The sequence below is a fragment of the Rhizobacter sp. P2_G4 genome (assembly GCF_056403575.1).
This window is the reverse complement of record NZ_JBFUFG010000012.1, coordinates 133,354-157,500: the sequence shown is the minus strand read 5'-3', so window position 1 is coordinate 157,500 and position 24,147 is coordinate 133,354. Positions and strand designations below refer to the sequence as shown.

Sequence of the window (24,147 nt, the reverse complement as noted above, 5' to 3'; positions counted from 1 at the left end):
CTCCTTGTTTTGATCTTTATCTCAATGCTGCGGAGGTGTTCGCAGGGTCACGCCACCTCCACCTCCACCAGCACCGGCTTGGGTGATCGCAGCGCCGCCTCCAGCGCATCGCGCAAGCCCTCGGCCTGCTCCACATGCACGCCGTCGCAACCCTGGCCGCGCGCAAGAGACACGAAGTCGATGTCGGGCAACTCGGTGCCTTCCACCGCGGCGCCCGGCGCATAGCCGAACACGGAGGCGAAGTCCTGCAGCGCGGCGTAGCGCCGGTTCTTCAGGATGACGAAGGTGATGGGCAGCTTCAGCTGCGCGGCGCTCCACAGCGCCTGGATCGAATACATGGCCGAGCCGTCGCCAATCAGGCCGATCACCTTGGCCTGTGGCTTGGCGAGCGCGATGCCCACGGCGGCCGGCATGCTGTGCCCCAGGCCACCGCTGCACATGGTGTAGAAGGTTTCGCTGCGCGTGAAGGGCAGGTAGGCCTGCATCACCGAGCGCGCGCTCGGCGCTTCTTCGACCACGATGCTCTCGGCATCGCGCAGCTCGGCCAGTGTCTGCAACACATAGGCGACCGACATGCGCTCGCCGTTCACCGGCGGTTCCACTCGCGGCGCCTTGCTGCGCAGTGGTGGTGACGGGCGCGCAGGCGGTGCCGGCCGCGCAAGCAGATCGAGCAGGCCGAGGCGGATGCTGCCGACCGCCGCCGTGCCCTCGGGCGCCCACGCGGCGATGGCCGGGTCTTCGATCAACTGGCACAGCGCGGCACCCGCCGGCAGGTGCGGCCCCGTGCCTTCGACGTGGTAGGTGAAGGCCGGCGCGCCGATGGCGAACACCACATCATGGCCGGCGAGGGCTTGCACGATCTTCTCGCGCATCGCCGGCAGGAAGCCGGCGAACAGGCGGTGGTCTTCCGGGAAGCCGCATCGGCCCGACATCGGCGCCACGAACACGCGCGCGTTGTGGCGCTCGGCGAGCTGCACCGCCTCGTTCCACGCGCCGCTGCGGTCGACTGCGGCACCGATCACGAAGGCCGGGCGCTGGCTTGCATCGAGCGCCGCGCCGATCAGCTCCAGCACCGCCGAGTCGGGCCGTGCCTGCGCGCTCACCACGCGCTCGGCTACGAGCGGTGCGGGCTGGTCCCAGTCGTCGGCCGGCACCGACACGAACACCGGGCCACGCGGCTCCTGCATCGCGATGTAGTACGCGCGAGCAATGGCCAGCGGCACGTCTTCGGCGCGCGCCGGCTCGCAGCTCCACTTCACATACGGCTTGGGCAGCTCGGTCGCCTGGTTCGAGAACAGGAAGGGATCGAAGGGCAGGATGGAGCGCGCCTGCTGCCCCGCGGTAATGACCAGCGGCGTGCGGTTCTTGTGCGCGGTGAAGATGTTGCCCATCGCGTGGCCCACGCCGGCCGCCGAGTGCAGGTTCACGAACGCGGCGTTGCGTGTCGCCTGCGCGTGACCGTCGGCCATGCCCACCACCACGGCCTCCTGCAGGCCGAGCACGTAGCGAAAGTCCGCCGGGAAGTCGCGGAACAGCGGCAGCTCGGTCGAGCCGGGGTTGCCGAAGATCGAGGTCATGCCGAAGCGGCGCAGCAAATCGAGCACCGCGTCGCGCACGGTGGTGGCAGGGGATGGGGTTGTTGGCAAGAACGTGTCTCCGTGGCGTGGGTGGCGTGGGCAGCAAGGCCAGTATTACGATCGGCCGCTCATCCAGCAATGCGATAGACCGTCTAAGTCATATCCACGCCATGCATATCAACGACCTCGACATGAACCTGCTGCGCGTGTTCGATGCGGTCTACCGCACGCGCAATGTGAGCCGTGCGGCCGAGGTGCTGGCCTTGTCGCAGCCGGCCACCAGCCAGGCCCTCACACGGCTGCGCCTGCTGCTGAAAGATGCGCTCTTCATTCGTGCGGCCGGCGGCGTGTCGCCCACGCCGAAGGCTGACCGCCTGGCGCAGGCGGTGCGCACCGCCATCAGCACGGTGGAAGCCGCGCTCAGCGAGGCCGAGCAGTTCGACCCTGCGTCGTCGCAGAAGATCTTTCGCTTTCACCTGAGTGACATCGGCGAGGCCCGCTTTCTGCCCGCGCTGATGGCCGCCTTGCACCGCAACGCACCCGGCGTGCGCGTGCAGAGCTCGCCGCTGCCGCACGGCGACATCTCGGCTGCGCTCGACAGCGGGCGGCTCGATTTCGCCATCGGCTTCTTGCCATCGGTGCACGACACGCAGCACGTGGAGTTGCTGCACGACTGCTACGTCGTGCTGCTGCGCAGCGGACACCCGGTGTTCGACAAGACCACCCGCGCGATCGGCCTCAAGCAGCTCGCCAAGCTGGAGTACGTGGCCGTGCGCTCGCATGCCGAGACGCTGCGCATCCTGCAGCTGCTGCGTCTGGAAGACCGGCTGCGGTTGACGGCCGCGCACTTCCTCGCGCTGCCGGCCATCGTGCGCAGCACCGACCTCGGCGCGGTGATGCCGAAGGAGATTGCCGCCGGCTTTGCCGCCGGTGGCGGCTACACGCTGGTCGAACCGCGCTTGCCGCTGCGCAACTTCACCGTCTCGCTGCACTGGAGCCGGCGCTTCGATGCCGACCCGGCGCTCGCGTGGATGCGCGAGCTGCTGGTGGGTTTGTTCAGGGGTTCGAGACCGGCGGCGTGACGGGGAGCGAGACAGGGTTCGGCGCGTACTTGTCGCCCACTTGTTCGCGCAGCGGATGCGTGTCGTAGACGATGTGCATGCTGGCGATGCGGTCGCCGCCCGGCCGGAAGCCGAACACGTCGACGCAGGTGAAGTTGACCAGCCGGCCGTCGCTCAGCGTCCAGTCGTAGCGGAAGTAGGCTGCCACGCGCACGGCATCGTCCGCAGGCTGCACCGAGGCGAACAGGTCGATCAGCGTGATCACGCTCTGGCTCGATGCCTGCGCCAGCTTCGGAAAGAAATCTCGCGCCGTCATCGTGCCCAGAAACGGGGAGTGCACGACGCCGTCGTCCTCGAAGGTGGCAATCAGTCCGGCGGTGTGGCTTGCGTGCAGGTGCTGCAGGTAGGTGCGCACCGTGTCGAGTTGACGTTGACTCATTCGTGGCTCCTTGAGGCTTCTTGGGGTTGATGGGATCGAATCGTTCCAGACCCCGCGACTGCCCACAAGTCAGAATGGCCATCAATCCATCAGCATCGTTTATGAATCTGCGCTATCTGCACTACCTCCGCCTGGTGATTGAGCACGGTAGCTTCGCCGCGGCTGCGCAGGCCGGCGGCGTGTCGCAGCCTGCGATCAGCCACGGCATGAAGCAGCTCCAGCGGCAGTTCGACACGCCTCTGTTCATGGCCTCCGGGCGCAGGCTGCTGCCCACCGAAGCGGCGTTGCACGCGGCGCAGAAAAGCGTGGACCTCGCCGAGCGCATTGATGCCATTGCGGCGAAGAAGGCCACCGCTGTCCATCGCGACACGCTGCGCGTCGGCGTGACGCCATCGGCCGCCCTGGTGTGCGGCCCGGCCTTGCATGCCGGCTGGTGCGAAGGGCATCCGCGCAGGCGCCTGGACCTGTCCAGCGCCGATGAAGGGCGCATGCTGGCCGGCTTGCAAGGCGGCGAACTCGACCTGGTGATCTCACCGCTGCCTCGTGGCCATCGCGCGGCCGGCTTGACGTGCCAGCCGCTGTACCAGATCACGCCGCTGGCTTATGCCCGCCGCAGCCACCCTCTTGCCAAGGCGCAATCGCTGGTCGAGCTGCAGGCTGCCTCCTGGGCCATCGTGGGGCCGAGCGTGAGCGGGCCGGTGCACGTGCTGCGGGAGGCCTTCGCCATCCGCCGGATGAGGCCGCCGCGCGTGGCCGCCTCGTGCCCCGATTTCGCAAGCCTTCTGCACCTGATGGCCCACACCGACTTGCTGGGCGTGCTGCCGCACCCCGCCTTGCTTGACAGTGCGCCGAAGGGGCAATTCGTGCCGCTTCGTTTGCGCGAGACACTCCCGCTTTACGAGATGCATCTGTTCACACGGACGCAGTCGCGCAGGCCCGTCGAGGCGGTCATCGCGGCACTGCAGCGGGCGCTGTTCAAGGATGGCTCGTAAGTCAGCCGCTGTGCTTGGCGACCTCGGCTTTGCACCAACCCTTTTGGCCTGTAAATTGCTTTACATTCTGCGAAACTGATTGGAACCTTGTTTTCATGATCGCTCCGCCCTCTGACGGTTGGGCCGGCCGCTTTGCCGGGCTGCCGGTACTCCAGCAAGTCGCTGCCCGCATCCCTGCGATGCCGGCGGCGTTGACGCGCATGGGGCAGGCGGTGCTCGCGCATCCGTTTCGGGCGGCCACGCTCAACATCGATGAGTTCGCCGGCGAAGTGTCGGTGTCCATCGCCACCGCCAACCGCTTTGCTCGCGCGATGGGCTTTGCCGGCTACCCGCAGTTCCGGGCCGAGCTGGCGCGCGGCTTCGAGGCCATTCTGGCGCCGGTCGAAAGCCTGCGCAGCAACCTGCAGAAAACCGCCAGCACACAGCAGGCCATGGCCGCGTCGATGCAGGAGTCGCTCGTCAACCTCGAGCGCACGGTGCAGGCCTTGCAGCGCCAGCCGTGCGAGCAGGCCGTCAAACTGATCTCGCAGGCCGACCAGGTCTTGACGCTCGGCTGGGGCAGCAGCGCCTACCTCGCGGGCTTGTTGCAGCACGAGCTGGAGCCCTACTGCCCGCGGGTCGGCAGTCTCGCGCAAGCGGGCGGGCCGTCGCACGCCGCGCGGCAGCTGGTCAAGCGCGGGCCTCGTGACCTGCTCATCGCGCTGGCGTTCCCGCGCTACGTCGAAGACACCATCGTGCTGACCCGGCTCGCACAAGAGCGCGGCGTGAAGGTGCTGGCTTTGACCGACGAACCTACCTCGCCGCTGGTGCCGCTGGCCGACGTCACGCTCTATGCACACGTCAACCGGCAGATCGCGTCGACCTCGAACGCCACGGTGCTCGCCCTGCTCGAGGCGCTGGTCGCCGCGCTCGCGCACCGAACCGAAGGCGCCGTGCAGCGCGCCGAGCAGATGGCGCACGGCGTGCTGCCCTGGTTGCAGGTCGACCGCAGCAGCAGCCCGGCACCGGCTGGCAAACGACGGGCGCCCAGGCAAACGCCGAGCCCGCGCCGCAGGAACATTGCATGAGCACGAACCAAACGCACACAGCACGAGCCGTGATCGCGATCCACGGCGGGGCCGGCACGCTCTCGCGGTCGGCGATCTCGGCCGAGCAGCAGGCCCGATATCGCGCCGCGCTCGACGACATTCTGCGCAGTGCACAGGCGCTGCTCGCCGACGGTGCGAACGCGCTCGACGTCGTCACCGAGGCGGTGCGCCAGCTCGAGGAATGCCCCTTATTCAACGCCGGCCGCGGCGCCGTCTACACCGCCGATGCGCAGCATGAGCTCGATGCCTGCGTGATGCGCGGCAGTGACCTCGCCGCCGGCGCAGTGGCCGGCGTACGCACGCTGCGCAATCCGGTGCTCGCGGCCCGCGCCGTGCTCGATGCCGCCGGCCCCGTGCTGTTGATCGGGCCGGGCGCCGAGCGCTTTGCGGCGGGTCGCGGCTGCGAGATCGTCGCGCCCGACTGGTTCGGCACGCCCGAGCGGCTGGCACAACTGCATGCCATGCAGGCCACCGGCGGCTCGGCCCTGGATCACGACGCTGCGCGAATCGCTGTCAGCTCAAGCCATGCAACCCCGCTTGACGAGCGCGACAAGTTCGGCACCGTCGGTGCCGTGGCACTCGACGCGCACGGCCACCTGGCCGCTGCCACCTCCACCGGCGGCATGACCAACAAGCGCCCGGGCCGCGTCGGCGATTCGCCGCTGGTGGGCGCCGGTTGTTATGCGAATGACCGCACGGTGGCGGTGTCGTGCACCGGTGTCGGCGAGGCCTTCATCCGGGCACTGGCGGGGCACGATGTGTCGGCGTTGATCGAGTACGCCGGCCTGCCGTTGCAGGAAGCGGCTCGCCACGTGGTGATGGACAAGCTGCCGCCGCTCGGTGGGCGCGGCGGGCTGATCGCGGTGGATGCGCACGGCCACGTCACGCTGCCGTTCAACACCGAAGGCATGTACCGTGGCTGGGCGCGCGTCGGCGAGACGCCGGTGTCTGCCATCTATGCCGATGAGCTGGGGCCGCAAGCATGAGATGCACGATACCGAGGCGGACCGAGCGCCGGGCCGCTCCCAAGCAGGTCCGCATCCCCTCGGGGGATCGAACGGCGTACCCGCCGGTCGAGGGGTCGTCATGACACGCCGCGTGCTCGACGTGCGCAACCTGAGCGTCAGCTTCGGCGTCGAAGCCGGCCGCCTGCAGGCGGTGCGCGCGCTCGACTTCCATGTCGACGCCGGTGAAACGCTCGCCATCGTTGGCGAGTCGGGCTCGGGCAAGTCGGTCTCGTCGCTGGCGCTGATGCGCCTGGTCGAGCACGGCGGCGGCCGCATCGACAGCGGCGAGATGTGGCTCACCCGCCGCGACGGCGAGCGTGTCGATCTGGCGCAGGCCGATTCGCGCCGCATGCGCGCGCTGCGCGGTGCCGATCTCGCCATGGTGTTCCAGGAGCCGATGACCTCCCTGAACCCGGTCTTCACTGTCGGGCAGCAGGTGGCCGAATCGATCCAGCTGCACCAGGGCCAGTCGCAGCGGCAGGCGATGGCCGAGGCGCTGCGCCTGTTCGACCTGGTGCGCATCCCCGAGGCGCGCGAGGTGCTGGGCCGCCACCCGCATCAGCTCTCGGGCGGCATGCGCCAGCGCGTGATGATCGCGATGGCGTTGGCCTGCCGGCCCACGCTGCTGATCGCCGACGAGCCGACCACCGCGCTCGACGTGACCATCCAGGCGCAGATCCTCGCGCTGATCCAGCAGCTGCAGCACGAGCTGTCGATGGGCGTGATCTTCATCACCCACGACATGGGCGTGGTGGCCGAGATCGCCGACCGCGTGCTGGTGATGCGCCGGGGCGACAAGGTCGAGGAGGGCGAGTGCCGTGCGCTCTTTGCCCAGCCGCGCGAGCCCTACACGCAGGCGCTGCTGGCCGCCGTGCCACAGCTCGGCGCGATGACGGGCCAGGAGCTGCCGGCCCGTTTCGCCTTGCCAGGGGATGCGCAAGAAGGCGCCGTCACCATGCCCGACAGCGTGCGCGACGACCTCGCGCCGGTGTTGACTGTGCAGGGCCTCGTCACGCGTTTTCCGCTGCACAGCGGCGTGTTCGGCCGAGTGAAGCGGCAGGTGCATGCGGTCGAGCAGATCAGCTTCGAGCTGAAGGCCGGCGAGACGCTGGCGCTGGTGGGCGAATCGGGTTGCGGCAAGTCGACGACCGGCCGCTCGCTGGCGCGCCTGGTCGCGCCGCTCGCCGGCCGCGTCGAGGTGGCGGGGCGCGACATCGCGCCGCTGCACGGTGCCGCGCTGCAGGCCTTGCGCCGCGACATCCAGTTCGTCTTCCAGGACCCGTATGCCTCGCTCGACCCGCGCCTCACCGTGGGCTATGGCGTCATGGAGCCGCTGCTGATCCACAAGCTGATGCCGCGCGCCGAGGCCGAGGAGCGTGTGCGCTGGCTGCTGGCCAAGGTGGGCCTGCCGCCCGAGGCGGCGCACCGCTACCCGCACGAGTTCTCGGGCGGCCAACGGCAACGCATCGCGATCGCGCGTGCGCTTGCGCTGAACCCGAAGGTGGTGATCGCCGACGAGGCGGTGTCGGCGCTCGACGTGTCGATCCGCGCGCAGATCGTCAACCTGCTGCTTGATTTGCAGCAGGAGTTCGGCATGGCCTACCTCTTCATCTCGCACGACATGGCGGTGGTCGAGCGCATCAGCCACCGCGTGGCGGTGATGTACCTGGGCCAGATCGTCGAGATCGGCCCGCGCCGCGCGGTGTTCGAGAATCCGCAGCATGCGTACACGCGCCGGTTGATGTCGGCCGTGCCGGTGGCCGACCCGACGCGCCGTCGCAAGCGCGAGCTGCTGTCCGACGAGATCGCGAGCCCCGTGCGCGCGATCGGCGATTTGCCCACCGTGGCGCCGCTGCAGCAGGTGGCGCCGGGGCACTTCGTGGCCCGCCATCCGGTCGGCGGGGCCTACTGATTTCGAAGACGATATGCCGTACACGAACATCCGAACCCAGACACCTTAGACGTTCCAGCAAGGAGAACATTGATGAACCGACAACGCCTCTCTCATCTCGCCATAGCCTTTGCGGCCATGGGCGCTGCTTTCGCTGCTCATGCTGCCAAGGACATCACCGTGGCGGTGGCATCCACCTTCACCACCACCGACCCCTACGACGCCAACGACACGCTGTCTCAGGCCGTCGCCAAGTCGTTCTACCAGGGCCTGTACGGCTTCGACAAGGACATGAAGATGGTGCCGGTGCTGGCCGAGAGCTATACCGCCAGCAAGGACGGCCTGGTCTACACCGTCAAGCTCAAGACCGGCATCAAGTTCCACGACAACACGCCCTTCAACGCCGAGGCGGTGAAGGCCACCTTCGACCGCGTCACCAACCCCGACAACAAGCTCAAGCGCTACAACCTCTACAAGAACATCGCCAAGACCGAGGCGGTCGATGCGAGCACGGTGCGCTTCACGCTGAAGGAGCCGTTCTCGCCCTTCATCAACACGCTGGCCCATCCCTCGGGCGTGATCATCTCGCCGGCCGCGCTCACGCAGTACGGCAGCAAAGGCATTGCACAGCACCCGGTGGGCACGGGCCCGTTCAAGTTCGTCGAGTGGAAGGCCACCGATTACCTGAAGGTCGAGAAGTTCGAGGGCTACTGGAAGAAGGGCTACCCGAAGGTCGACAGCATCACCTGGCGCCCGGTGGTCGACAACAACACGCGCGCTGCGGTGATGCAGACCAATGAAGCGCACTTCGCGTACCCGGTGCCGCCCGAGGCCGTCGAGACATTGGGCAAGAAGCCGAGCCTGGAAGTGACGGCCTCGCCTTCGATCATCCAGCGCTACCTGTCGTTCAACACGCAGCAGAAGCCCTTCGACAACCCGAAGGTGCGCGAGGCGATCAACTACGCGATCAACAAGGACGCGCTGATCAAGGTGGCGTTCTCCGGTTTCGCGATGCCGGCCGAAGGCGTGCTGCCGCAGGGCGTGGAGCACGCGGCCAAGCTCGGACCATGGCCCTACAACCCGGCCAAGGCGAAAGAGCTACTGAAGGAGGCCGGCTACCCGAATGGCTTCGAGTCGACGCTGTGGTCGGCCTACAACCACACGACGGCGCAGAAGGTGATCCAGTTCGTGCAACAGCAGCTGGCCCAGGTGGGCATCAAGCTGCAGGTGCAGGCGCTCGAAGCCGGCCAACGCGTGGAGCGCGTCGAGAGCGCGCAAGACCCGGCCACCGCGCCAGTGCGCATCTACTACGTTGGCTGGTCGTCATCGACCGGTGAAGCCGACTGGGCACTGCGCCCGCTGCTGGCCTCGGAGTCGTTCCCGCCCAAGCTCTTCAACACCGCGTACTACAAGAACGCGGTCGTCGACAACGCGATCGCCAAGGCGCTGGTGACGACCGACAAGGCCGAGAAGGCGAAGCTCTACACCGAAGCACAGAAGCAGATCTGGAAAGACGCGCCCTGGGCCTTCCTGGTGACCGAGCGGCTGGTGTCGGTGCGCGCGCGCAACCTGGCTGGGTTCTACGTGATCCCGGACGGCAGCTTCAACTTCGACGAAGTGGAACTGAAGTGATCGGCTGAGCATGGCTGTATACCTGCTGAAGCGCCTGCTCGGTCTGCTGCCCACGCTGCTGATCGTCGCAGTGCTGGTGTTCGCCTTCGTGCACCTGCTGCCGGGCGACCCGGCGCGGCTGGCGGCGGGCGTCGACGCAGGCCCCGAGACGGTCGAACTCGTGCGGCGCGATCTCGGGCTCGACCTGCCGCTGCCGCAGCAGTTCGTGCGCTTCTTCGGTCATGCGCTGCAGGGCGACTTCGGCCTGTCGATCCGCAGCAAGCGGCCGGTGTCGACCGAGATCGCCGAGCGCTTCGGCCCGACCTTCTGGCTGACGCTCGCCGCGATGGGCTGGTCGGTGGCGCTAGGCTTGGTGCTGGGCATCATCTCGGCTGTCTGGCGCAACCGCTGGCCCGACCGCATCGGCATGTCGCTGGCGGTGTCGGGCATCTCGTTTCCGTCGTTCGCGCTCGGCATGGTGCTGATGCAGCTCTTCTCGGTGCAGCTGGGCTGGCTGCCTACCATCGGTGCCGACAGCTGGCGCCACTACATCCTGCCGTCGCTGACGCTGGGTGCCGCCGTGGCCGCGGTGATGGCGCGCTTCACGCGCAGCTCGTTCATCGACATCCTGAAAGAAGACTACGTGCGCACCGCGCGGGCCAAGGGCGCGGGCGAAGGGTCGGTCATCTTCAAGCACGGGCTGCGCAATGCGCTGATCCCGGTGGTCACGATGATGGGCCTGCAGTTCGGTTTCTTGCTCGGCGGCTCGATCGTCGTCGAGGTGGTGTTCAACTGGCCCGGCATGGGGCGGCTGCTGGTCGACGCGGTGGAGATGCGCGACTATCCCGTCATCCAGGCGCTGGTGCTGCTGTTCTCGCTCGAATTCATCCTCATCAACCTGGTGGTGGACGTGCTGTACGCCGTCATCAACCCGACCATCCGCTTCCATTGAACACGACCCCTTCTGTCACCGAGCCCGTGCCGAGCAACGTGCGCACGCCGTCGGCCGAGTTCTGGCGCAAGTTCAAGCGCCAGCGCGTTGCGCTGGTGGCGGGCGGCTTCGTGCTGCTGCTGGTGCTCGTCGCTGCGCTCGCGCCGTGGATCGTGCCCTTCGACGCCGAGAACTTCTTCGACTACGACGCGCTGAACTCGCCGCCGTCGGCCAAGCACTGGTTCGGCGTCGACTCGCTCGGGCGCGACATCTTCAGCCGCATCCTGATGGGCGCTCGTATCTCGCTGGCAGCCGGCTTCATCTCGGTGGCGGTGGGCGCCGTGGTGGGCACGCTGCTGGGCCTGCTCGCCGGCTACTACCAGGGCTGGTGGGACCGCATCGTGATGCGCATGGCCGACGTGCTCTTCGCCTTCCCCGGCATCCTGCTGGCCATCGGCATCGTGGCGATCCTCGGCAACGGCATGGTCAACGTGATCCTGGCGGTGGCGGTGTTCAGCGTGCCAGCCTTCGCGCGGCTGGTGCGCGGCAACGTGCTGTCGCTCAAGCACCAGACCTACATCGAGGCGGTGCGCTCGATCGGTGCCTCCGACGCGGTCATCATGCTGCGCCACCTGCTGCCCGGCACCGTGGCCTCGGTGGTGGTGTACCTCACGATGCGCATCGGCACCTCGATCATCACCGCGGCCAGCCTCTCGTTCCTCGGCCTGGGCGCACAGCCGCCGACACCCGAATGGGGCGCGATGCTCAACGAGGCGCGCGCCGACATGCTGAACGCGCCGCACATCGCGCTGTTCCCTAGCCTCGCGATCTTCGTCACCGTGCTCGCCTTCAACCTGCTGGGTGATGGACTGCGCGACGCACTGGACCCGAAGCTGGACAAGTACTGATGGAGCTGACCGCGCTCGGTGCTCCACGCGTGGGCGTGCTGCCCAGCGGCGCGCTCGACGCGATCGCCGACGTGCCGGGCGTGTCGGTCGGCCACTACACGCTCGACCAGGGTGCCACGCAGACCGGCGCCACCGTGCTGCTGCCGCAGCCTGGCAACCTCTTTCTGCACAAGCTGCCGGCGGGGCTCGCGGTGATCAACGGCTTCGGCAAGAGCGCGGGGCTGATGCAGGTACAGGAGCTCGGCACGATCGAGTCGCCGATCGCACTGGTCAGCACGCTCGCGGTCGGTACCGCATCCACGGCGCTTGTGCGCGATGCGCTGGCGCAGAACGCCGAGCTGGCGCGCAGCCTGCCGACGCTGAACCCACTGGTGTTCGAGTGCAACGACGGTTGGCTGAACGATGCGCGCGAGATGTCGCTGCAGGAATCGCATGTTGCGCAAGCGTTGGCTGCTGCGCGTGCCGCCCAGCACGGCCGTTTCGAGCAGGGCAGCGTGGGCGCAGGGCGCGGCATGTCGTGCCACGGACTGAAGGGCGGCATCGGCAGTGCGTCGCGCCGCGTGTCGTGGCAAGGGGTGGACTTTGTGCTCGGCGCGCTGGTGCTCGCGAACCAGGGCCGCCCCGAGGCGCTGACGGTCGCCGGTCGGCGCATCGGTGCGCAACTGCAAGCGCGACTCGCCTCAGAGCATGGCCCGGAGCGCGGCTCGATCATCGTGCTGCTGGCCACCGATGCGCCGCTCGATGCGCGCCAGCTGACCCGCGTGGCCCGCCGCGCGGCGGCTGGGCTGGCGCGCACCGGCTCCGACTATGGGCATGGCAGCGGGGACATCGCACTCGCGTTCTCCACCGCGTGGCGTGTGCCGCAGCAGGCAGACGAGCCGATGCAGGCCGTCGCGTTGCTGCACGAGGCCGCGCTCGACGGCTTCTTCCAGGCCGCGGCCGAGGCGACCGAGCAGGCCGTCCTGCATGCGCTGTTCGCCGCCGCTTCCGTGAGCGGCCGCGACGGCCGCAAGCGCCACGCATTGACCGACCTGGCCCCCGACTGGCGGGCCCTGCTGAACGACGAGGACGAACCATGACGACGAAGGCACCAACGGTCCTGGTAGCAGTGGACATCGAAGGCGTGGCGGGCGTGTGGCGCCCCGAGCAGACGCAGGCCGGTAACGGTGACTACGAGCGTGCGCGCCGCTGGATGACGAAGGAGGCCGACGCTGCGGTGCGCGGTGCCTTCGCGGGCGGCGCAGGTGCGGTGCTGGTCAACGATTCGCACGGCCACTTCGGCAACCTGCTGGCCGACGAGCTCGACGCGCGTGCGCAGCTGATCCAGGGCAAGCCGCGCCAGCTCGGCATGATGGCCGGCGTCGACCAGGGCGTTGACGGCGTGCTGATGATCGGCTGGCATTCGCGCGCCAAGAGCCGCGGCGTGCTGGCACACACGACCAACAGCTTTGCGTTCTCACGCGTGTGGCTGGGCGGCCTGGAGCTGGGTGAGGTGGGCCTCTACGCGGCGCTGGCTGGCGAGTTCGGCGTGCCCGTGCTGATGGCCAGCGGCTGCGACGTGATGGCCGCCGAAGTGCACTCGCTGTTGCCGAACGCCTCGTGCACGGTCGTGAAGTGGTCCGATGGTGCGCGCAGCGGCCGGTCCCTCTCGCCCGCCGCGGCCTGCGAGCTCATCGAAGCCGCTGCGCGCGACGCCGTGCAAGCCCTTGCGTCACCAGAGCCACGCGCATGCACGCCCTGGCGGCTGCCCGCAACGCCACCCACGCTGCGCGTGCAATGCCAGAGCCCCGCACTGGCGGACGTGTTCGCCCTCTGGCCCAGCGTGCAGCGTGAAGACGCCGAGACCGTGGTGGTCCCCTGCGCGACCGTGCACGATGCCGTGCGGAGCTTGAACGCCCTGTCCGTGATGGCGACGGTGTTGCGCTGACCAAGGTGAGTCGCGTCTGCGCGAAGCGAATAAAGTCGCTTTATAAAGCGACTTTTAGGTTCTCTATTTCTTGTTAGGCACCGCAAGAGAAGATCGCGCAAACGGAGCAGCCATGCCAGCAAACCGAATGTCCAAGTTCGAAGTTTTCATTGGCACATGGAACACTACTGGCGAGGTACTTGAAACAGAAGCAAGTCCCGCTGGAGCCTTGTCTGCCACAGACACCTATCGGTGGTTGCCAGGCCAGCAATTCATCGTGCACGATGTCGACGCGCGCTTTGACAGCAAGCCAACACGATCCATGGAAGTGATGGGGTTCGACTCTTCGAAGAAGCAGTATTTCGCCAGATCCTTCGACGATCAAGGATCGACTGAAGCTTTTGTTGTCTCCCTCAACGGGCGGCGCTGGAGCATCAGTGGAGAGACAGTCCGCTTCAAGGGCAGCTTCGACGTTCAGAGAAAGCGCCTTACGGGGCTTTGGGAGCTCAAAGGAAGCAAGTCTGGCTGGCAGCCATGGATAAAGCTTGAGTTGGTTCGTGCATGAGTATCAGAGCCACGCAAACACGCAGCTCAAGTTCGAGAATCCAAAGGACGGCATGACATGGCAGCGCACCTCGACCATCTGATCGTTCCCGCAAAAGACAGGGTTGCCGCGGCACGGCTACTGGCAGAGTTGCTCGGCGTACCCTGGGCAGAGCAGGGATCTGTGGGCCCGTTCTCACCCGTGTTCGTCAATGACGGATTGACAATCGACTTCGACCAATGGGTCGAGCCTGTCCCGAAGCAGCACTACTGCTTTCGCGTGACGCAGGAGGAGTTTGACGCGATCCTCGCTCGCATTCGTGCGGTCGGCATCCCATTCAGGAGCATGCCCCTCGGTCAGGACGACTACAAGGTGAATACCGCGTTTGGCGGCAACCTTGTGTACTGGAGTGAGCCAGATGGCCACGCGTGGGAAATACTCACCGTGAGCTACGACCGGCAACGCAAGCAGGCAAGCACCCATGGCGACGCCTAATCTCTCTATGGGGCAGACGTCCAACGGGCTACGCCCCTCGGCCGCAGCTCATGTCAAACGGTTAGCCCGCAACGGAGGCGTCTACTTGCGCGTCAGCGTCAGTCCGCGAGTCGAGCGGCTTTAACGAAAGGTTGAATATGGAACAGAGTAGCGTCGCCGTCGGTGCATCCCACGATCACATGATCCAACCGCCATTTCCTGCGACGTTTGCGCTGGGAGACCGCGTTCGTAAAAAGTCTGGCGCCGCGTGGCAGGGCCGTATCGTCGGCTGGTACAGCACACAGCTGACGCCAGAAGGCTATGCCGTCGAGTCCGAAGCGCATCCGGGCTCTGTGCAAATTTACCCAGTGGCAGCGCTTGAGCGCGTCGCCTAACCTCGGCGCGCGTTAGCGCTACAAGAAACCAGAGCGAGTTCACCATGACGGAAGAACAACTACTGCAAGGTTCATGTCACTGCGGTGCAGTTCGTCTCACCCTGCCCTCAGCGCCGGAGAAGGCCACCAAGTGCAATTGTTCGCTCTGCCGTCGACTTGGCGGACTCTGGGCGTACTACGAGTTCGGGACGGTTCGGATAGATGGACACCCGGAGAATACGGCCGAGTACGCTTGGGGCGACAAGACGCTACGCACTGTGCGTTGCAAAACCTGCGGGTGTGTCACGCACTGGGAGCCACTTGTCCCTGAGCCAGGCAGCAAGCACGGTGTCAATCTCAACAACTTTGATCCACGCCTCCAAGAGGCTGTTCAGGTACGCCATTTCGATGGAGCGGACACTTGGAAGTTCATCGACTGAGCGCTTCCAACGCGATGTTGTCTAAATTTCTATCGAATGGGCCGCTTCACATGGGCTTCTCCCATTTTCATTTGCCCCTCATGTAAAGCGTTAGAGTGCATGGAAGAAGTGCATGTCGATTTTGAGGAAGTGGATCATGTCCACAGGCACAGAGCCACTTCCACTATCCCAAGATTCACTGACTTCAGCTTTATGCTGAACGGCCGCTATCGCGCGTATGTTGCAGTGCCCGGATGGCCTGAGGTTGAAGCCGGAACATCTGTGGTTGCCCTTCTCAGGGAGAGTGGGAACTGGAAGACCCTCGTTGGTTGGGTAAACACCAAGACAGGAGAGATCGCCGCCCCCACATACAAAGACGTGATGGTCGGCTCGGCAATATTCTTCCCGCTGTTTGTGGCCTTCTATTTCGTCGTCTTTGGTCTTTCGCTCAAGCCGTATCCAGATTCCGTGGTCCAGTTAGGTGCAGCGCTCGTTCTTGCGATCGCGGGCATCCTTGCCTACAGCAGGATCACAAAGCGTCGAGCTGATAGGCATCTTGTTGAGGCTCTGGCAGCAAGACTTGGTCTTAGGCAGGCCGCGAATGCGCTTTAACCATTCCATGGAGCTGACGTTCTGGTCCTCCGGCTGGCTTTGCCAGCCCCAGTCCGCAGTTCCTGTCAAACGGTAGGCATCTGGAAAAACCGTGGGCGCTATGCCTCTTCTCTTCTTAATTCCTCTGGCATCCGGCTGGGTCAGTCTGGTCTACTTCTTCGCAGCTCCGAAGTCCGCGCCCGTTAAAGAAGTGGTGCTTGGCTCCTTGCATGGCGTGCTTCTAGCCGGACTGACCATTTTTGGATTCCTCAGTATCAGCAGGCCTCCTTTGTCACCCGTTACGGGTGTGTTGCTCTCTGCCATCTCTCTTCTCGGACCGCCACTTCTCATCGCACTCGCTATGCGGGTCTATCGCGGCCCTAAGTGGGTTCATCGTCTTCAGTTAATTAATCTGCTCTGCTACTTGCAGCTTCTCTGGTTTACGCTGTTCTTGTTCCTTGGCATCCTCCGTCACTAGCCGCAACGAACGCCGAGGCTCTCTACGTCTGTGCAGTTCACAGGCATCCGTTGGCGGTGCCCTTCAATCGAGGATAAACCAACGGCGCGTGTCTCAGTTCGTGCGTTTGCTCGCGGACAGCCGCCGTTGTTTCCCCTCATCGTTAGGCGCCATCAACCCAACCATCGACAGCTACCTCATGAGTGATTTACACCAACGCGTTTCGAACAGCTTCGACGCGCAAGGGCTGATGAAGACCTTGGGTGCGCAACTGGTGCATGTCGCAGATGGTGAGGTTCACATCAGCTTGCCGTTCCTGGCGGCGCTGACGCAGCAGCGTGGCTACATCCACGCAGGCGCAATTACAAGCATCCTCGACAGCGCCTGCGGCTACGCTGCGCTGACAAAGGCGCCGGCGGAATGCGACGTGGTCACGGCGGAGTTCAAGATCAACCTAGTGAGGCCGGCCATCGGGGAACGCTTTTTGGCCATCGGAAAGGTGAAGAACGCAGGGAAGCTTTTGACGGTCTGCACCGGTGAGGTCAGGGCGTTCGCTGGACAAGGTGACGAGTACAAGGTTGTCGCGCTGATGCAAGCCACTGTCGCCAATATTCGCGCATGACGCCGAACCCTTCCATCGAGAGGGCGTCACTCGGCAAGCCGGGAGACGCCTCCCGTTTCAAACGTTAGCGTCCTGGAAAGCCACATGGGCATTGAGATCGAGCGCAAGTTTCTGGTTGTCGGAATGACGTGGCGCCAAGCGCCCGGAGTTCGCTTCAGTCAGGGTTATCTGAATCGCGACAAGGAGCGAACCGTCAGGGTACGGCTTGCGGGAGAGCAAGCGTTTCTGACCATCAAAGGTATCTCCGTGGGCGCTTCGCGGGCAGAGTTCGAATACGAAGTACCTGCTGCTGATGGCGAGCAACTCTTGAAGCTCAGTGATGGGCCGATCGTTGAGAAGATTCGCAGAGTCATCGTGCTCGAAGGAGCCACCTGGGAAGTGGATGAGTTCCTTGGTGAAAATGCCGGCCTCGTCATCGCGGAGATTGAACTGCAATCAGAAGATCAGGTCTTCGCCAGGCCCGAGTGGCTCGGAGAAGAGGTCACCCATGACCCTCGGTACTTCAACTCAAGTTTGGCTGCGCACCCGTTCAGCCAGTGGCATGCGAAGCCGGCCGCTTGACCTTCCATCGAGAGGGCGTCACAAAGGCTGCGCCCTTGCGTCGGATCTCATCTCAAACCTTGGGTGACAGAGCCATGAGCGACCTTGCATCCCTCGCTGAGCTCGCCGAGAAGTTCCAAACCCTTGCGGCCGGCTTGGACGTTGAGCCTCACTTCAAGGTCTTCTGCACGACCCCGCAGCACGACGGATCGCCTCACATTGAAGTGGCGGCTGGCAAGTTTCAATTCGTGGTCACCGAACGTGGATCTGAGTTCGAGAGAATCAAAGATCTCTCTGCGGACGAGGTTCTCTACCTTCTGTTTGAAGGTGTGACCCAGCACATGGCCACGCGGTACGAGCTCCGGAACCGATTGCCCGGGATAGACGGGAGGTCCGTTTGGTTTCCGTATCAAGAACGTCTGATGGAAGGCATGAACCCTTCGTGGGGTGAAAGGCTCAAGGAAAAACATCGGCGCGTTCTCGAGGATCACCCGTTCAGGCCATGAGTCGCCCAACCCACCATTCCAGCCGACCGCATTAGGTGGCCGCTGAATTCAACGTTAATCAGCTTCAGTACGAATCACATGATCCAGATCCGCGAAATTGATCATCTTGTTCTGCGCGTGGTCGACCTCGAAGCCATGCTTCGCATCTACTGCGACGCGCTTGGTTGCGCCGTGGAACGGCGGCAGGACAAGATCGGCCTCATTCAGCTGCGCGCTGGCCGATCCATCATCGATCTGGTGCCTGTCGAAGGGAAACTTGGCAAGGCGGGTGGCGTCGCCCCTGGGCGGGAGGGCCGAAATCTCGATCACTTCTGTTTGCGGGTCGAGCCATTCGACGAAGCCGATATTCGCAGGCATCTTGAGTCGTTCGGCATCGATATGGGCTCAGTCGAGATGCGCTATGGACCCGAGGGAGAAGGTCCCTCTGTCTATCTCACCGACCCTGAAGGCAATATCGTCGAGCTCAAGGGCCCACCAGCCGGTTAGCCCTTCCATCGAGCGACGATCTGTCCGCGCAGCGCACGGCTACGCAGCGCGCGGGGGCCAGCCCCGTGTGACGGCAGTGGCCTCGACATTCGGCTCGCGCTTGAACTGGCTGACCACAAACGACCACGCCATCTTCGACGCATCCGGCCCGCGGCTGTCGCTGTAGGGCTTGCTGGGCGCGCCGCCGCTCCAGGCGTGGCCCAGGCTGTCGACCTCCACCAACCGGGCCACCGGCTGGCCGCCGCGGCGCTTGTAGTCGGTGATGGTCATGCCGTGGCGCTGGCCGCGCTGCACGCGGCGCGGCTCGCTCGCCTGCGCGCCGGCCGCCTCGGCCCAGAGGCTCGCGCTCAGCTGCGCGTTGCGCGACGAGACCACGCTGTCGTGTTCGCCGTGGATCAGCATCAAGGGCGGCAAGGCATGTGCGGCCGACAGCGCTGGCAGCGCACGGCGCCCGTGCATCGCGCGCATGGCACTCGCGGTGGAATCGGCGGCGCCTGGCGGCACGCCCGAGTGCATGACCACCGCCTTGAAGCGTGTCGGGTAACGCGTGGCGAGCAGCGCGGCCATGCTGGCGCCGGCCGAGAGGCCGAGCACCGCCACGCGCGAGGTGTCGGCCGGGTAGAAGAGGCACACCTGGTCGATGGCTTTGAGGATGAGCGCGGCTTCGCTGTATGCACGGCCGTTGCGCGTGTCGAACCAGTTCCAGCAGCCGTGCGGGTTGGCCACGCGGTCCTGCTCGGGGTAGAGCACCAGAAAGCGCTCGCGCGCGGCCAGGCGGTTCATGCGGGTGCTTACGGCGAAGCCCTTCGCGTCTTGCCCGCAGCCGTGCAGCATCACCATCAATGGCAAGCGCTCGGCGAAGCCGATGCCGGGCGGGCGATACAGCCGAAAGCGCAGCATGCCGTTGAGGCCCATGGCCACGCCGGGCACCCAGTCGCCGGGGCCGGGCGGCGGCTTGCGTTTCGCGACAGCCGCCTTCGTGGTGGCCTTGACGGCCCGGCCCATCTGCTTGCTGCCTTGGCGAAGGCTCTCGCGTGTCCATGCGGTCAGGCTGCGTTCGAAGGATTTCGCCCACATGCTGGCGAGACTGCGTTTGGCCATGCGTCCGATTTTGCGGGACGCCGCCTTGGGCCTGCGCGGCGAAAGGCTTACGCGGCCTGGGTGCTCCGCTGGACTTATTCGTGAACGCCGCGCGAGTGCTGGCGCTATCGCGCTGCGCCGCAGGCGTAGCGCAGCGCCACGATGTCCGAACCCTCGAGGCGGCGATGGTCCAGCAGCCTCACCGGTGTGGTCGAGCCGGGCTCGATCGCACGCACGCCGTCACCCAGCACCACGTTGCCCACCAGCAGGTGCAGCTCGTCGACCAGCCCGTGCGCCAACAGGTCGTTCGCCACCATGCGCCCGCCGAACATCAGCAGGTCAGGCCCGCTGCCGGCTTTGAGCTGCGCGATGCGTGCACGCGACTCGGCCCGGCCCACCACCTGCGCGTCGCCCCAGGGTTTGGAGCTGTCCAGTTCGAGCGTGTCGCTGACCACCAACTTGCCCATCGCACCGGTGAGCGTGGCGATCTCGCGCAGCACCGGGCCGGCCGTGGCGTCACGCTCCACCTGCGGCCAGAAGGCGCTGAACATCGAGAACGTGGTGTGCCCGAACACCAGCGTGCCGGCGTTGCGCAGCAGTGCGACGTTGTAGTCGTCGAATGCCGGGCCCATCGGCAGGCCGCTGAGGTCGCCACCGGGGCCGGCGCAGAAGCCGTCCAGGGACACGAGGTTGCTGACGATGAGCTTGGCCATGAGAGGGTCGCCTTTGTTGAAGTGAGCCACGGGCCGGGACATCCGGCGCCGTGTCATTTCTTTAGAGACAGGGCGCGGCCCAAACTCATCGGTCTTTTGGCACCAGATCAGAAAATTTCTTCCGCCAGTCCGAAACGCCGGTGCACTGCCGGGTCGAGAAAGCTGTGCAGGCCGTTGATGCGGCCCTGCCGCAGGCTCAGCAGCGTGATGCCGCCCAGACGGAACCGGTCATCCCCGTCCGCCTTCAGGTAACAGGCGAAGCCCACCTGCCCATTGGCGTGCAGCGGCAGCAGGCGCCACGGCGTGGCGAACACCCGCTCGACGATGAACATGCGCACGCCGGCGAGCCCATCGAACCACGACGGCAGCGGCGGCATGGTGAAGCGGGCGTCTTCGGTGAACAGGCGCACCAGCGCGTCGATGTCGCGGCTTTCCCAGGCCCTCACGAACGTGCCGAGCAGGCGGGCGAGGCCGTCCTGCCCAAGCGCCTGCAACTCCGAGGCTTGCGAGACAGCAGGCAGCTTGTCTTTCACCGTCTTCTGTGCGCGTTGCAGCGCGCTGTTCACCGAGGCCGTGGACGTGCCCAGCATGTCGGCGGTTTCGTTGGCGGAGTATTCGAGCACGTCGCGCAGCAACAGCACCGCGCGCTGCGTGCCGGGCAGGTGCTGCAGCGCCGCGACGAAAGCCAGCGCCACGCTTTCGCGCCGGGCGAGTGCTGATGCCGGATCTTCGTGAGACCCGTGTGTGTGGCCTTCGTTGTCGGACAGCGGCTCCAGCCACACCGGCCCGGCCACCATCTCGCCCAGGTCGCCGGTGCTCTGGAAGGCCGGACCGTAGTCCGGCGACTCGATGCGGCGCGGCCGCTGCGAGATCAGCCGCAGGCAGACGTTGGTGCTGATCTGGTAGAGCCAGGTGCCGAGCGCACTGCGGCCCTCGAACGAGGGCAGGCCGCGCCATGCGGCGAGCAAGGTTTCCTGCAAGGCATCGTCCGCATCGTGGGGCGAGCCGAGCATGCGGTAGCAATGGGCATGCAGCGGCCCGCGGTGGGGTACGACGAGGCGATCGAAAGCGGAGGAGTCGCCCGCGCGGGCTTGCGACAACCCATCGGGCTCGGTGGAGTCGAGGTGAAGGGGCATGCCGGCATTCTGAAGGCCCGCGCCGGCGGTGTCGCCCCTCAGGACGTGACAGGCATGCCCAGCGCGCTCGCATCCGGCGCCGCCCGCCGATGGCCGCGAACGGCGGTCGGCACGAAGCCGAACCGGTCGCGAAAGCGCACTGCGAATTGCGAGGGCGTCTGGTAGCCGACCGCGAGCGCGATCTGCGTGACGGGTTGCGCCGTCGACTGCAGCAGCGTCAACGCGAAAGACATGCGCGCGTCGACCAGGATGGTGCTCAGGCTGGTGCCTTCGTCGGCGAGCTTGCGGCGCAGCGTGGCTTCGCTCATCGCGAAGGCCGACGCCACCGCGTTGGCGCTCCAGTCGCGCGCCATGTCTTGCCCGATCAGGCGCCGGACCTGGATCGACAGCATCAGCGCCTGGACCTGCTCCAAGCGGCTGCCGAAGGTGCCGATCCACTGCAGCAGTTCGCCCAGGCGATGGCGCGCGACGGCGGTCGGCAGCGCGGCGTCTTCCACCGCCTGGGTGGCACGGTGGAATGCGGCAGCGAATTCGTCCGAGCCAGGCGTGATCGGCAACGCGTTCCGGATGACTGCCAGGTGCGGGTGCGCGTCGGCATGCGCGGCAAGCAAAGTGTCGTCCCACACCAGCCAGTGGGCGCGGTAGCTTCCGTCGGCTTCCGGCTTGTTGGTGACGTCGAGCGACTGTCCTCCCGCGAGGGCGATTGCCTGCCCGGGCGGGATGACGCATTCGCCGCCGGGCCAGCGAATGGTCTTCAGGCCACGCTCGACAAAGATCAGCACCGGGTTCTCGATGAACAGGCGCTTGAACTCCAAGGCCTGCTGCTGCAGCACGCCAGCCGCCGCGCCGACGCCAGGGCGCACGACGATGCGCGGCCCGTGGCCGTCAGCGACGGAGGGTTCGTCGGATTCACTCGCTTGTGTCATGTTCAGCCTCTCGCGCCCCTGCCTCACGCACGCATGCAAGGCAGGGTCGGAACTGTACGCGCCCATGCTGCGTGACCCGATGGTTGAGCCGTGCCTCAGCGGCTGCCCAGCACCGTCATCTGCGCCTTGCCGAGCGAGGCGCTCAGCGTCATGAAGCCCAGCATCGCAGGCGTGGCCTGCGCCGGCAGATCGAGCTTGTCGACCTTCAGCGCGTTGACGGTGATGACGTAGCGGTGCACCTCGCCCGTCGGCGGGCAGGGTCCGGTGAAGCCCGGCAGGCCGGTGTCGCCGCGCACCGCGAGTGCGCCCGCGGGCATGCCGCCTGCCGTGCTGCCGGCGCCTTCCTTCAGCTCGGTCACGCTGGCCGGAATGTTGGCGGTCACCCAGTGCCACCAGCCGGAGCCGGTGGGCGCGTCGGGGTCGTACACCGTCACGACGAAGCTCTTGGTGCCTTGCGGTGCGCCTTGCCACGCGATGTGCGGTGACACGTTCTTGCCGGTGCAACCGAAGACGTTGGCGTACTGCGCCGATGCGAAGCGGCCGTCAACCACGCTGTTACTGACCACCTTGAAGTCCTGGCTGTGCGCGGCGGCGCAGGCGAGAGAGAGCGCGAGCGATGCGCTCGCCATGAAGAATGTCTTGGGCATGTCGGGTCCTGTTGGGTCCTGGATGGGTTCTGTATGGGGTTGGAGGGAGCAATGCCAGTGTCTGCGTCGGGCGGAATGGCCGCCGCTCGCAGCCGATCAAGTTCTATCGCCATCCGCTCAATGTGAGCGGATGGCGTGTCGCCGCTCTGGTCTGATCGTTTCGGCCAATGGCGTTGCGCCGACACGCCATTGCGATGGCCCAACCCGCCGCTTCCAATGGGTGCAAATTACAGAAGGAGACAAGCATGAAACCCTCGTTCACCCGGCGTGCGCTCGCGGTCGTGCTGGCGATGTTTGCGACCGGCAGCGCCCTGGCGCAAGGCGCGGCCAGCTACCCGAGCCAGCCGCTGCGCATCATCGTGCCGTACCCCGCGGGCGGAGCCACCGACACGCTGGCGCGCCTCATCGCCACCAAGCTGCAGGAGTCGTGGAAACAGACGGTGGTGGTGGAGAACAAGCCCGGCGCCTCCGGCACCATCGGCAACGACATGGTGGCCAAGTCGCCGCGCGACGGCCAGACGGTGCTGCTCGGCATCACGGCGATCGTGCAGGTGCCGGCGCTGATGCCCAACCTGCCGTACGACGCGCTGAAGGACCTGCAGCCGCTGGTGCAGGTGGCAACGACGAACTCGGTCTTGTTCGTGCCGCCGTCGTCGCCGGCCGCTTCGGTGAAGGAGTTCGTGGCGCTGGTGAAGGCCAACCCGGGCAAGTACAACTACGGCTCGTACGGCACGGGCACTTCGTCGCACATCCAGGGGTCGCTCTTGAACCTGCAAGCCGGCACGGACCTGGCGCATGTGCCGTACAAGGGCGCCGCGCCGCTGCTGCAAGACCTGCGCGGCGGGCAGCTCACGTCGGCGTTCATCGACATGGCCACCGCCCGGCCGCACCTCGAGTTCCTGAAGCCACTGGCGGTGACCGGCGCGCAACGCAACAAGGCGCTGCCCAACGTGCCGACCTTCGCCGAGCTCGGGTTTCATTCCTTCGAGCCGATCGGCTGGTTCGGGCTCTTCATGCCGAGCGGCGTGCCGGCGCCCATCACGGCCAAGTTCAGCACCGAGGTGAGCCGCATCCTGCACCTGCCCGACGTGGTGGCACGGATCGAAGCGCTGGGCATGACGCCGGGCGAGCTGACGGGCGATTCGTTTGCGCGCGTCGTCAAGTCCGACGCGGCGGTGTACGCCCGCATCATCAAGGACACCAACATCCGGCTGGAGTGAG

At 66.1% G+C, this 24,147-nt stretch carries 27 protein-coding genes; 20 read left to right on the top strand and 7 right to left on the bottom strand.

Annotation, left to right across the window (positions count from 1 at the left end; genetic code table 11):
* Positions 1 to 47: 47 nt before the first annotated feature.
* A complete protein-coding gene (gene mdlC / locus AC1DYS_RS28325) occupies positions 48 to 1,646 on the bottom strand; it encodes a benzoylformate decarboxylase (RefSeq protein ID WP_477904879.1) in 1,599 nt (532 codons plus the stop codon).
* Positions 1,647 to 1,747: 101 nt separating this feature from the next.
* Between mdlC and AC1DYS_RS28320 the strand changes: the two genes are divergently transcribed.
* The gene (locus AC1DYS_RS28320; protein WP_477904878.1) at positions 1,748 to 2,659 is read left to right on the top strand and encodes a LysR family transcriptional regulator; all 912 of its coding nucleotides are present in this window, start codon (positions 1,748 to 1,750) and stop codon (positions 2,657 to 2,659) included.
* On the opposite strand, the gene AC1DYS_RS28315 is transcribed toward AC1DYS_RS28320, so the two are convergent.
* A complete protein-coding gene (locus AC1DYS_RS28315) occupies positions 2,634 to 3,077 on the bottom strand; it encodes a nuclear transport factor 2 family protein (protein ID WP_477904877.1) in 444 nt (147 codons plus the stop codon). The genes AC1DYS_RS28320 and AC1DYS_RS28315 overlap by 26 nt on opposite strands.
* 101 nt (positions 3,078 to 3,178) lie before the next feature.
* Here AC1DYS_RS28315 and AC1DYS_RS28310 point away from each other — a divergent pair, with 101 nt between their 5' ends.
* The 18 genes from AC1DYS_RS28310 to AC1DYS_RS28225 all read left to right on the top strand — a co-directional run bounded on the left by AC1DYS_RS28310 (position 3,179) and on the right by AC1DYS_RS28225 (position 18,424).
* Entirely contained in the window at positions 3,179 to 4,069 is an 891-nt protein-coding gene (locus AC1DYS_RS28310) for a LysR family transcriptional regulator (RefSeq protein WP_477904876.1), read from the top strand.
* A 95-nt stretch (positions 4,070 to 4,164) separates the two neighbouring features.
* Positions 4,165 to 5,136, top strand: a complete 972-nt coding sequence (locus tag AC1DYS_RS28305) for a MurR/RpiR family transcriptional regulator (protein WP_477904875.1) — start codon at positions 4,165 to 4,167, stop codon at positions 5,134 to 5,136.
* Positions 5,133 to 6,143, top strand: a complete 1,011-nt coding sequence (locus tag AC1DYS_RS28300) for an isoaspartyl peptidase/L-asparaginase family protein (protein ID WP_477904874.1) — start codon at positions 5,133 to 5,135, stop codon at positions 6,141 to 6,143. Before AC1DYS_RS28305 ends, AC1DYS_RS28300 begins: the two co-directional genes overlap by 4 nt.
* Positions 6,144 to 6,243: 100 nt before the next feature.
* Positions 6,244 to 8,076: a dipeptide ABC transporter ATP-binding protein gene (locus AC1DYS_RS28295; protein ID WP_477904873.1), complete on the top strand. Its 1,833-nt coding sequence runs from the start codon at positions 6,244 to 6,246 to the stop codon at positions 8,074 to 8,076.
* Between the two features lie 72 nt (positions 8,077 to 8,148).
* Complete coding sequence (gene gsiB, locus AC1DYS_RS28290) at positions 8,149 to 9,687, top strand: glutathione ABC transporter substrate-binding protein GsiB (RefSeq protein WP_477904872.1); 1,539 nt, start codon at positions 8,149 to 8,151, stop codon at positions 9,685 to 9,687.
* A 10-nt stretch (positions 9,688 to 9,697) separates the two neighbouring features.
* Positions 9,698 to 10,618: a glutathione ABC transporter permease GsiC gene (gene gsiC / locus AC1DYS_RS28285; protein WP_477904871.1), complete on the top strand. Its 921-nt coding sequence runs from the start codon at positions 9,698 to 9,700 to the stop codon at positions 10,616 to 10,618.
* Entirely contained in the window at positions 10,615 to 11,505 is an 891-nt protein-coding gene (gsiD, locus tag AC1DYS_RS28280) for a glutathione ABC transporter permease GsiD (protein WP_477904870.1), read from the top strand. The genes gsiC and gsiD overlap by 4 nt, the downstream gene beginning before the upstream one ends.
* The gene (locus AC1DYS_RS28275) at positions 11,505 to 12,584 is read left to right on the top strand and encodes a P1 family peptidase (protein ID WP_477904869.1); all 1,080 of its coding nucleotides are present in this window, start codon (positions 11,505 to 11,507) and stop codon (positions 12,582 to 12,584) included. Before gsiD ends, AC1DYS_RS28275 begins: the two co-directional genes overlap by 1 nt.
* Positions 12,581 to 13,432 carry a M55 family metallopeptidase gene (locus AC1DYS_RS28270; RefSeq protein WP_477904868.1) on the top strand — a complete coding sequence of 284 codons (852 nt, stop codon included), beginning with the start codon at positions 12,581 to 12,583 and terminating at the stop codon, positions 13,430 to 13,432. Before AC1DYS_RS28275 ends, AC1DYS_RS28270 begins: the two co-directional genes overlap by 4 nt.
* Positions 13,433 to 13,559: 127 nt before the next feature.
* Positions 13,560 to 13,976, top strand: a complete 417-nt coding sequence (locus tag AC1DYS_RS28265) for a DUF1579 family protein (RefSeq protein WP_477904867.1) — start codon at positions 13,560 to 13,562, stop codon at positions 13,974 to 13,976.
* Positions 13,977 to 14,033: 57 nt separating this feature from the next.
* Entirely contained in the window at positions 14,034 to 14,450 is a 417-nt protein-coding gene (locus AC1DYS_RS28260; protein ID WP_477904866.1) for a VOC family protein, read from the top strand.
* A gap of 137 nt (positions 14,451 to 14,587) precedes the next feature.
* Positions 14,588 to 14,824: a trimethoprim-resistant dihydrofolate reductase DfrB gene (gene dfrB / locus AC1DYS_RS28255; RefSeq protein WP_477904865.1), complete on the top strand. Its 237-nt coding sequence runs from the start codon at positions 14,588 to 14,590 to the stop codon at positions 14,822 to 14,824.
* Positions 14,825 to 14,868: 44 nt separating this feature from the next.
* Positions 14,869 to 15,243: a GFA family protein gene (locus AC1DYS_RS28250; RefSeq protein ID WP_477904864.1), complete on the top strand. Its 375-nt coding sequence runs from the start codon at positions 14,869 to 14,871 to the stop codon at positions 15,241 to 15,243.
* 99 nt (positions 15,244 to 15,342) lie between these two features.
* Entirely contained in the window at positions 15,343 to 15,834 is a 492-nt protein-coding gene (locus AC1DYS_RS28245) for a hypothetical protein (RefSeq protein ID WP_477904863.1), read from the top strand.
* Positions 15,835 to 16,469: 635 nt separating this feature from the next.
* Positions 16,470 to 16,892 carry a PaaI family thioesterase gene (locus AC1DYS_RS28240; RefSeq protein WP_477904900.1) on the top strand — a complete coding sequence of 141 codons (423 nt, stop codon included), beginning with the start codon at positions 16,470 to 16,472 and terminating at the stop codon, positions 16,890 to 16,892.
* Between the two features lie 84 nt (positions 16,893 to 16,976).
* A complete protein-coding gene (locus AC1DYS_RS28235; protein ID WP_477904862.1) occupies positions 16,977 to 17,453 on the top strand; it encodes a CYTH domain-containing protein in 477 nt (158 codons plus the stop codon).
* A 74-nt stretch (positions 17,454 to 17,527) separates the two neighbouring features.
* Complete coding sequence (locus tag AC1DYS_RS28230; protein ID WP_477904861.1) at positions 17,528 to 17,938, top strand: Imm63 family immunity protein; 411 nt, start codon at positions 17,528 to 17,530, stop codon at positions 17,936 to 17,938.
* A 78-nt stretch (positions 17,939 to 18,016) separates the two neighbouring features.
* Positions 18,017 to 18,424: a VOC family protein gene (locus AC1DYS_RS28225; protein WP_477904860.1), complete on the top strand. Its 408-nt coding sequence runs from the start codon at positions 18,017 to 18,019 to the stop codon at positions 18,422 to 18,424.
* Between the two features lie 39 nt (positions 18,425 to 18,463).
* On the opposite strand, the gene AC1DYS_RS28220 is transcribed toward AC1DYS_RS28225, so the two are convergent.
* The 5 genes from AC1DYS_RS28220 to AC1DYS_RS28200 all read right to left on the bottom strand — a co-directional run bounded on the left by AC1DYS_RS28220 (position 18,464) and on the right by AC1DYS_RS28200 (position 22,926).
* On the bottom strand, positions 18,464 to 19,525 hold the full coding sequence (locus AC1DYS_RS28220) for an extracellular catalytic domain type 1 short-chain-length polyhydroxyalkanoate depolymerase (protein WP_477904859.1): 1,062 nt from the start codon (positions 19,523 to 19,525) through the stop codon (positions 18,464 to 18,466).
* Between the two features lie 104 nt (positions 19,526 to 19,629).
* Entirely contained in the window at positions 19,630 to 20,217 is a 588-nt protein-coding gene (locus tag AC1DYS_RS28215; RefSeq protein WP_477904858.1) for a dihydrofolate reductase family protein, read from the bottom strand.
* A 107-nt stretch (positions 20,218 to 20,324) separates the two neighbouring features.
* The gene (locus tag AC1DYS_RS28210; RefSeq protein WP_477904857.1) at positions 20,325 to 21,353 is read right to left on the bottom strand and encodes an RNA polymerase subunit sigma-70; all 1,029 of its coding nucleotides are present in this window, start codon (positions 21,351 to 21,353) and stop codon (positions 20,325 to 20,327) included.
* 38 nt (positions 21,354 to 21,391) lie between these two features.
* Complete coding sequence (locus tag AC1DYS_RS28205; RefSeq protein ID WP_477904856.1) at positions 21,392 to 22,279, bottom strand: helix-turn-helix transcriptional regulator; 888 nt, start codon at positions 22,277 to 22,279, stop codon at positions 21,392 to 21,394.
* Between the two features lie 95 nt (positions 22,280 to 22,374).
* On the bottom strand, positions 22,375 to 22,926 hold the full coding sequence (locus AC1DYS_RS28200) for a YbhB/YbcL family Raf kinase inhibitor-like protein (protein WP_477904855.1): 552 nt from the start codon (positions 22,924 to 22,926) through the stop codon (positions 22,375 to 22,377).
* A gap of 245 nt (positions 22,927 to 23,171) precedes the next feature.
* On the opposite strand from AC1DYS_RS28200, the gene AC1DYS_RS28195 reads away from it, so the two are divergent.
* Positions 23,172 to 24,146: a Bug family tripartite tricarboxylate transporter substrate binding protein gene (locus AC1DYS_RS28195; RefSeq protein WP_477904854.1), complete on the top strand. Its 975-nt coding sequence runs from the start codon at positions 23,172 to 23,174 to the stop codon at positions 24,144 to 24,146.
* The last annotated feature ends 1 nt before the right edge of the window (position 24,147 follow it).

Coding starts and splice junctions, on each gene's coding strand:
- AC1DYS_RS28320 (WP_477904878.1), top strand. CDS start 1,748: ATGCATATCAACGACCTCGACATGAACCTGCTGCGCGTGTTCGATGCG.
- AC1DYS_RS28315 (WP_477904877.1), bottom strand. CDS start 3,077: ATGAGTCAACGTCAACTCGACACGGTGCGCACCTACCTGCAGCACCTG.
- AC1DYS_RS28310 (WP_477904876.1), top strand. CDS start 3,179: ATGAATCTGCGCTATCTGCACTACCTCCGCCTGGTGATTGAGCACGGT.
- AC1DYS_RS28305 (WP_477904875.1), top strand. CDS start 4,165: ATGATCGCTCCGCCCTCTGACGGTTGGGCCGGCCGCTTTGCCGGGCTG.
- AC1DYS_RS28300 (WP_477904874.1), top strand. CDS start 5,133: ATGAGCACGAACCAAACGCACACAGCACGAGCCGTGATCGCGATCCAC.
- AC1DYS_RS28295 (WP_477904873.1), top strand. CDS start 6,244: ATGACACGCCGCGTGCTCGACGTGCGCAACCTGAGCGTCAGCTTCGGC.
- gsiB (WP_477904872.1), top strand. CDS start 8,149: ATGAACCGACAACGCCTCTCTCATCTCGCCATAGCCTTTGCGGCCATG.
- gsiC (WP_477904871.1), top strand. CDS start 9,698: ATGGCTGTATACCTGCTGAAGCGCCTGCTCGGTCTGCTGCCCACGCTG.
- AC1DYS_RS28275 (WP_477904869.1), top strand. CDS start 11,505: ATGGAGCTGACCGCGCTCGGTGCTCCACGCGTGGGCGTGCTGCCCAGC.
- AC1DYS_RS28270 (WP_477904868.1), top strand. CDS start 12,581: ATGACGACGAAGGCACCAACGGTCCTGGTAGCAGTGGACATCGAAGGC.
- AC1DYS_RS28265 (WP_477904867.1), top strand. CDS start 13,560: ATGTCCAAGTTCGAAGTTTTCATTGGCACATGGAACACTACTGGCGAG.
- AC1DYS_RS28260 (WP_477904866.1), top strand. CDS start 14,034: ATGGCAGCGCACCTCGACCATCTGATCGTTCCCGCAAAAGACAGGGTT.
- dfrB (WP_477904865.1), top strand. CDS start 14,588: ATGGAACAGAGTAGCGTCGCCGTCGGTGCATCCCACGATCACATGATC.
- AC1DYS_RS28250 (WP_477904864.1), top strand. CDS start 14,869: ATGACGGAAGAACAACTACTGCAAGGTTCATGTCACTGCGGTGCAGTT.
- AC1DYS_RS28245 (WP_477904863.1), top strand. CDS start 15,343: ATGGAAGAAGTGCATGTCGATTTTGAGGAAGTGGATCATGTCCACAGG.
- AC1DYS_RS28240 (WP_477904900.1), top strand. CDS start 16,470: ATGAGTGATTTACACCAACGCGTTTCGAACAGCTTCGACGCGCAAGGG.
- AC1DYS_RS28235 (WP_477904862.1), top strand. CDS start 16,977: ATGGGCATTGAGATCGAGCGCAAGTTTCTGGTTGTCGGAATGACGTGG.
- AC1DYS_RS28230 (WP_477904861.1), top strand. CDS start 17,528: ATGAGCGACCTTGCATCCCTCGCTGAGCTCGCCGAGAAGTTCCAAACC.
- AC1DYS_RS28225 (WP_477904860.1), top strand. CDS start 18,017: ATGATCCAGATCCGCGAAATTGATCATCTTGTTCTGCGCGTGGTCGAC.
- AC1DYS_RS28220 (WP_477904859.1), bottom strand. CDS start 19,525: ATGGCCAAACGCAGTCTCGCCAGCATGTGGGCGAAATCCTTCGAACGC.
- AC1DYS_RS28215 (WP_477904858.1), bottom strand. CDS start 20,217: ATGGCCAAGCTCATCGTCAGCAACCTCGTGTCCCTGGACGGCTTCTGC.
- AC1DYS_RS28210 (WP_477904857.1), bottom strand. CDS start 21,353: ATGCCCCTTCACCTCGACTCCACCGAGCCCGATGGGTTGTCGCAAGCC.
- AC1DYS_RS28205 (WP_477904856.1), bottom strand. CDS start 22,279: ATGACACAAGCGAGTGAATCCGACGAACCCTCCGTCGCTGACGGCCAC.
- AC1DYS_RS28200 (WP_477904855.1), bottom strand. CDS start 22,926: ATGCCCAAGACATTCTTCATGGCGAGCGCATCGCTCGCGCTCTCTCTC.
- AC1DYS_RS28195 (WP_477904854.1), top strand. CDS start 23,172: ATGAAACCCTCGTTCACCCGGCGTGCGCTCGCGGTCGTGCTGGCGATG.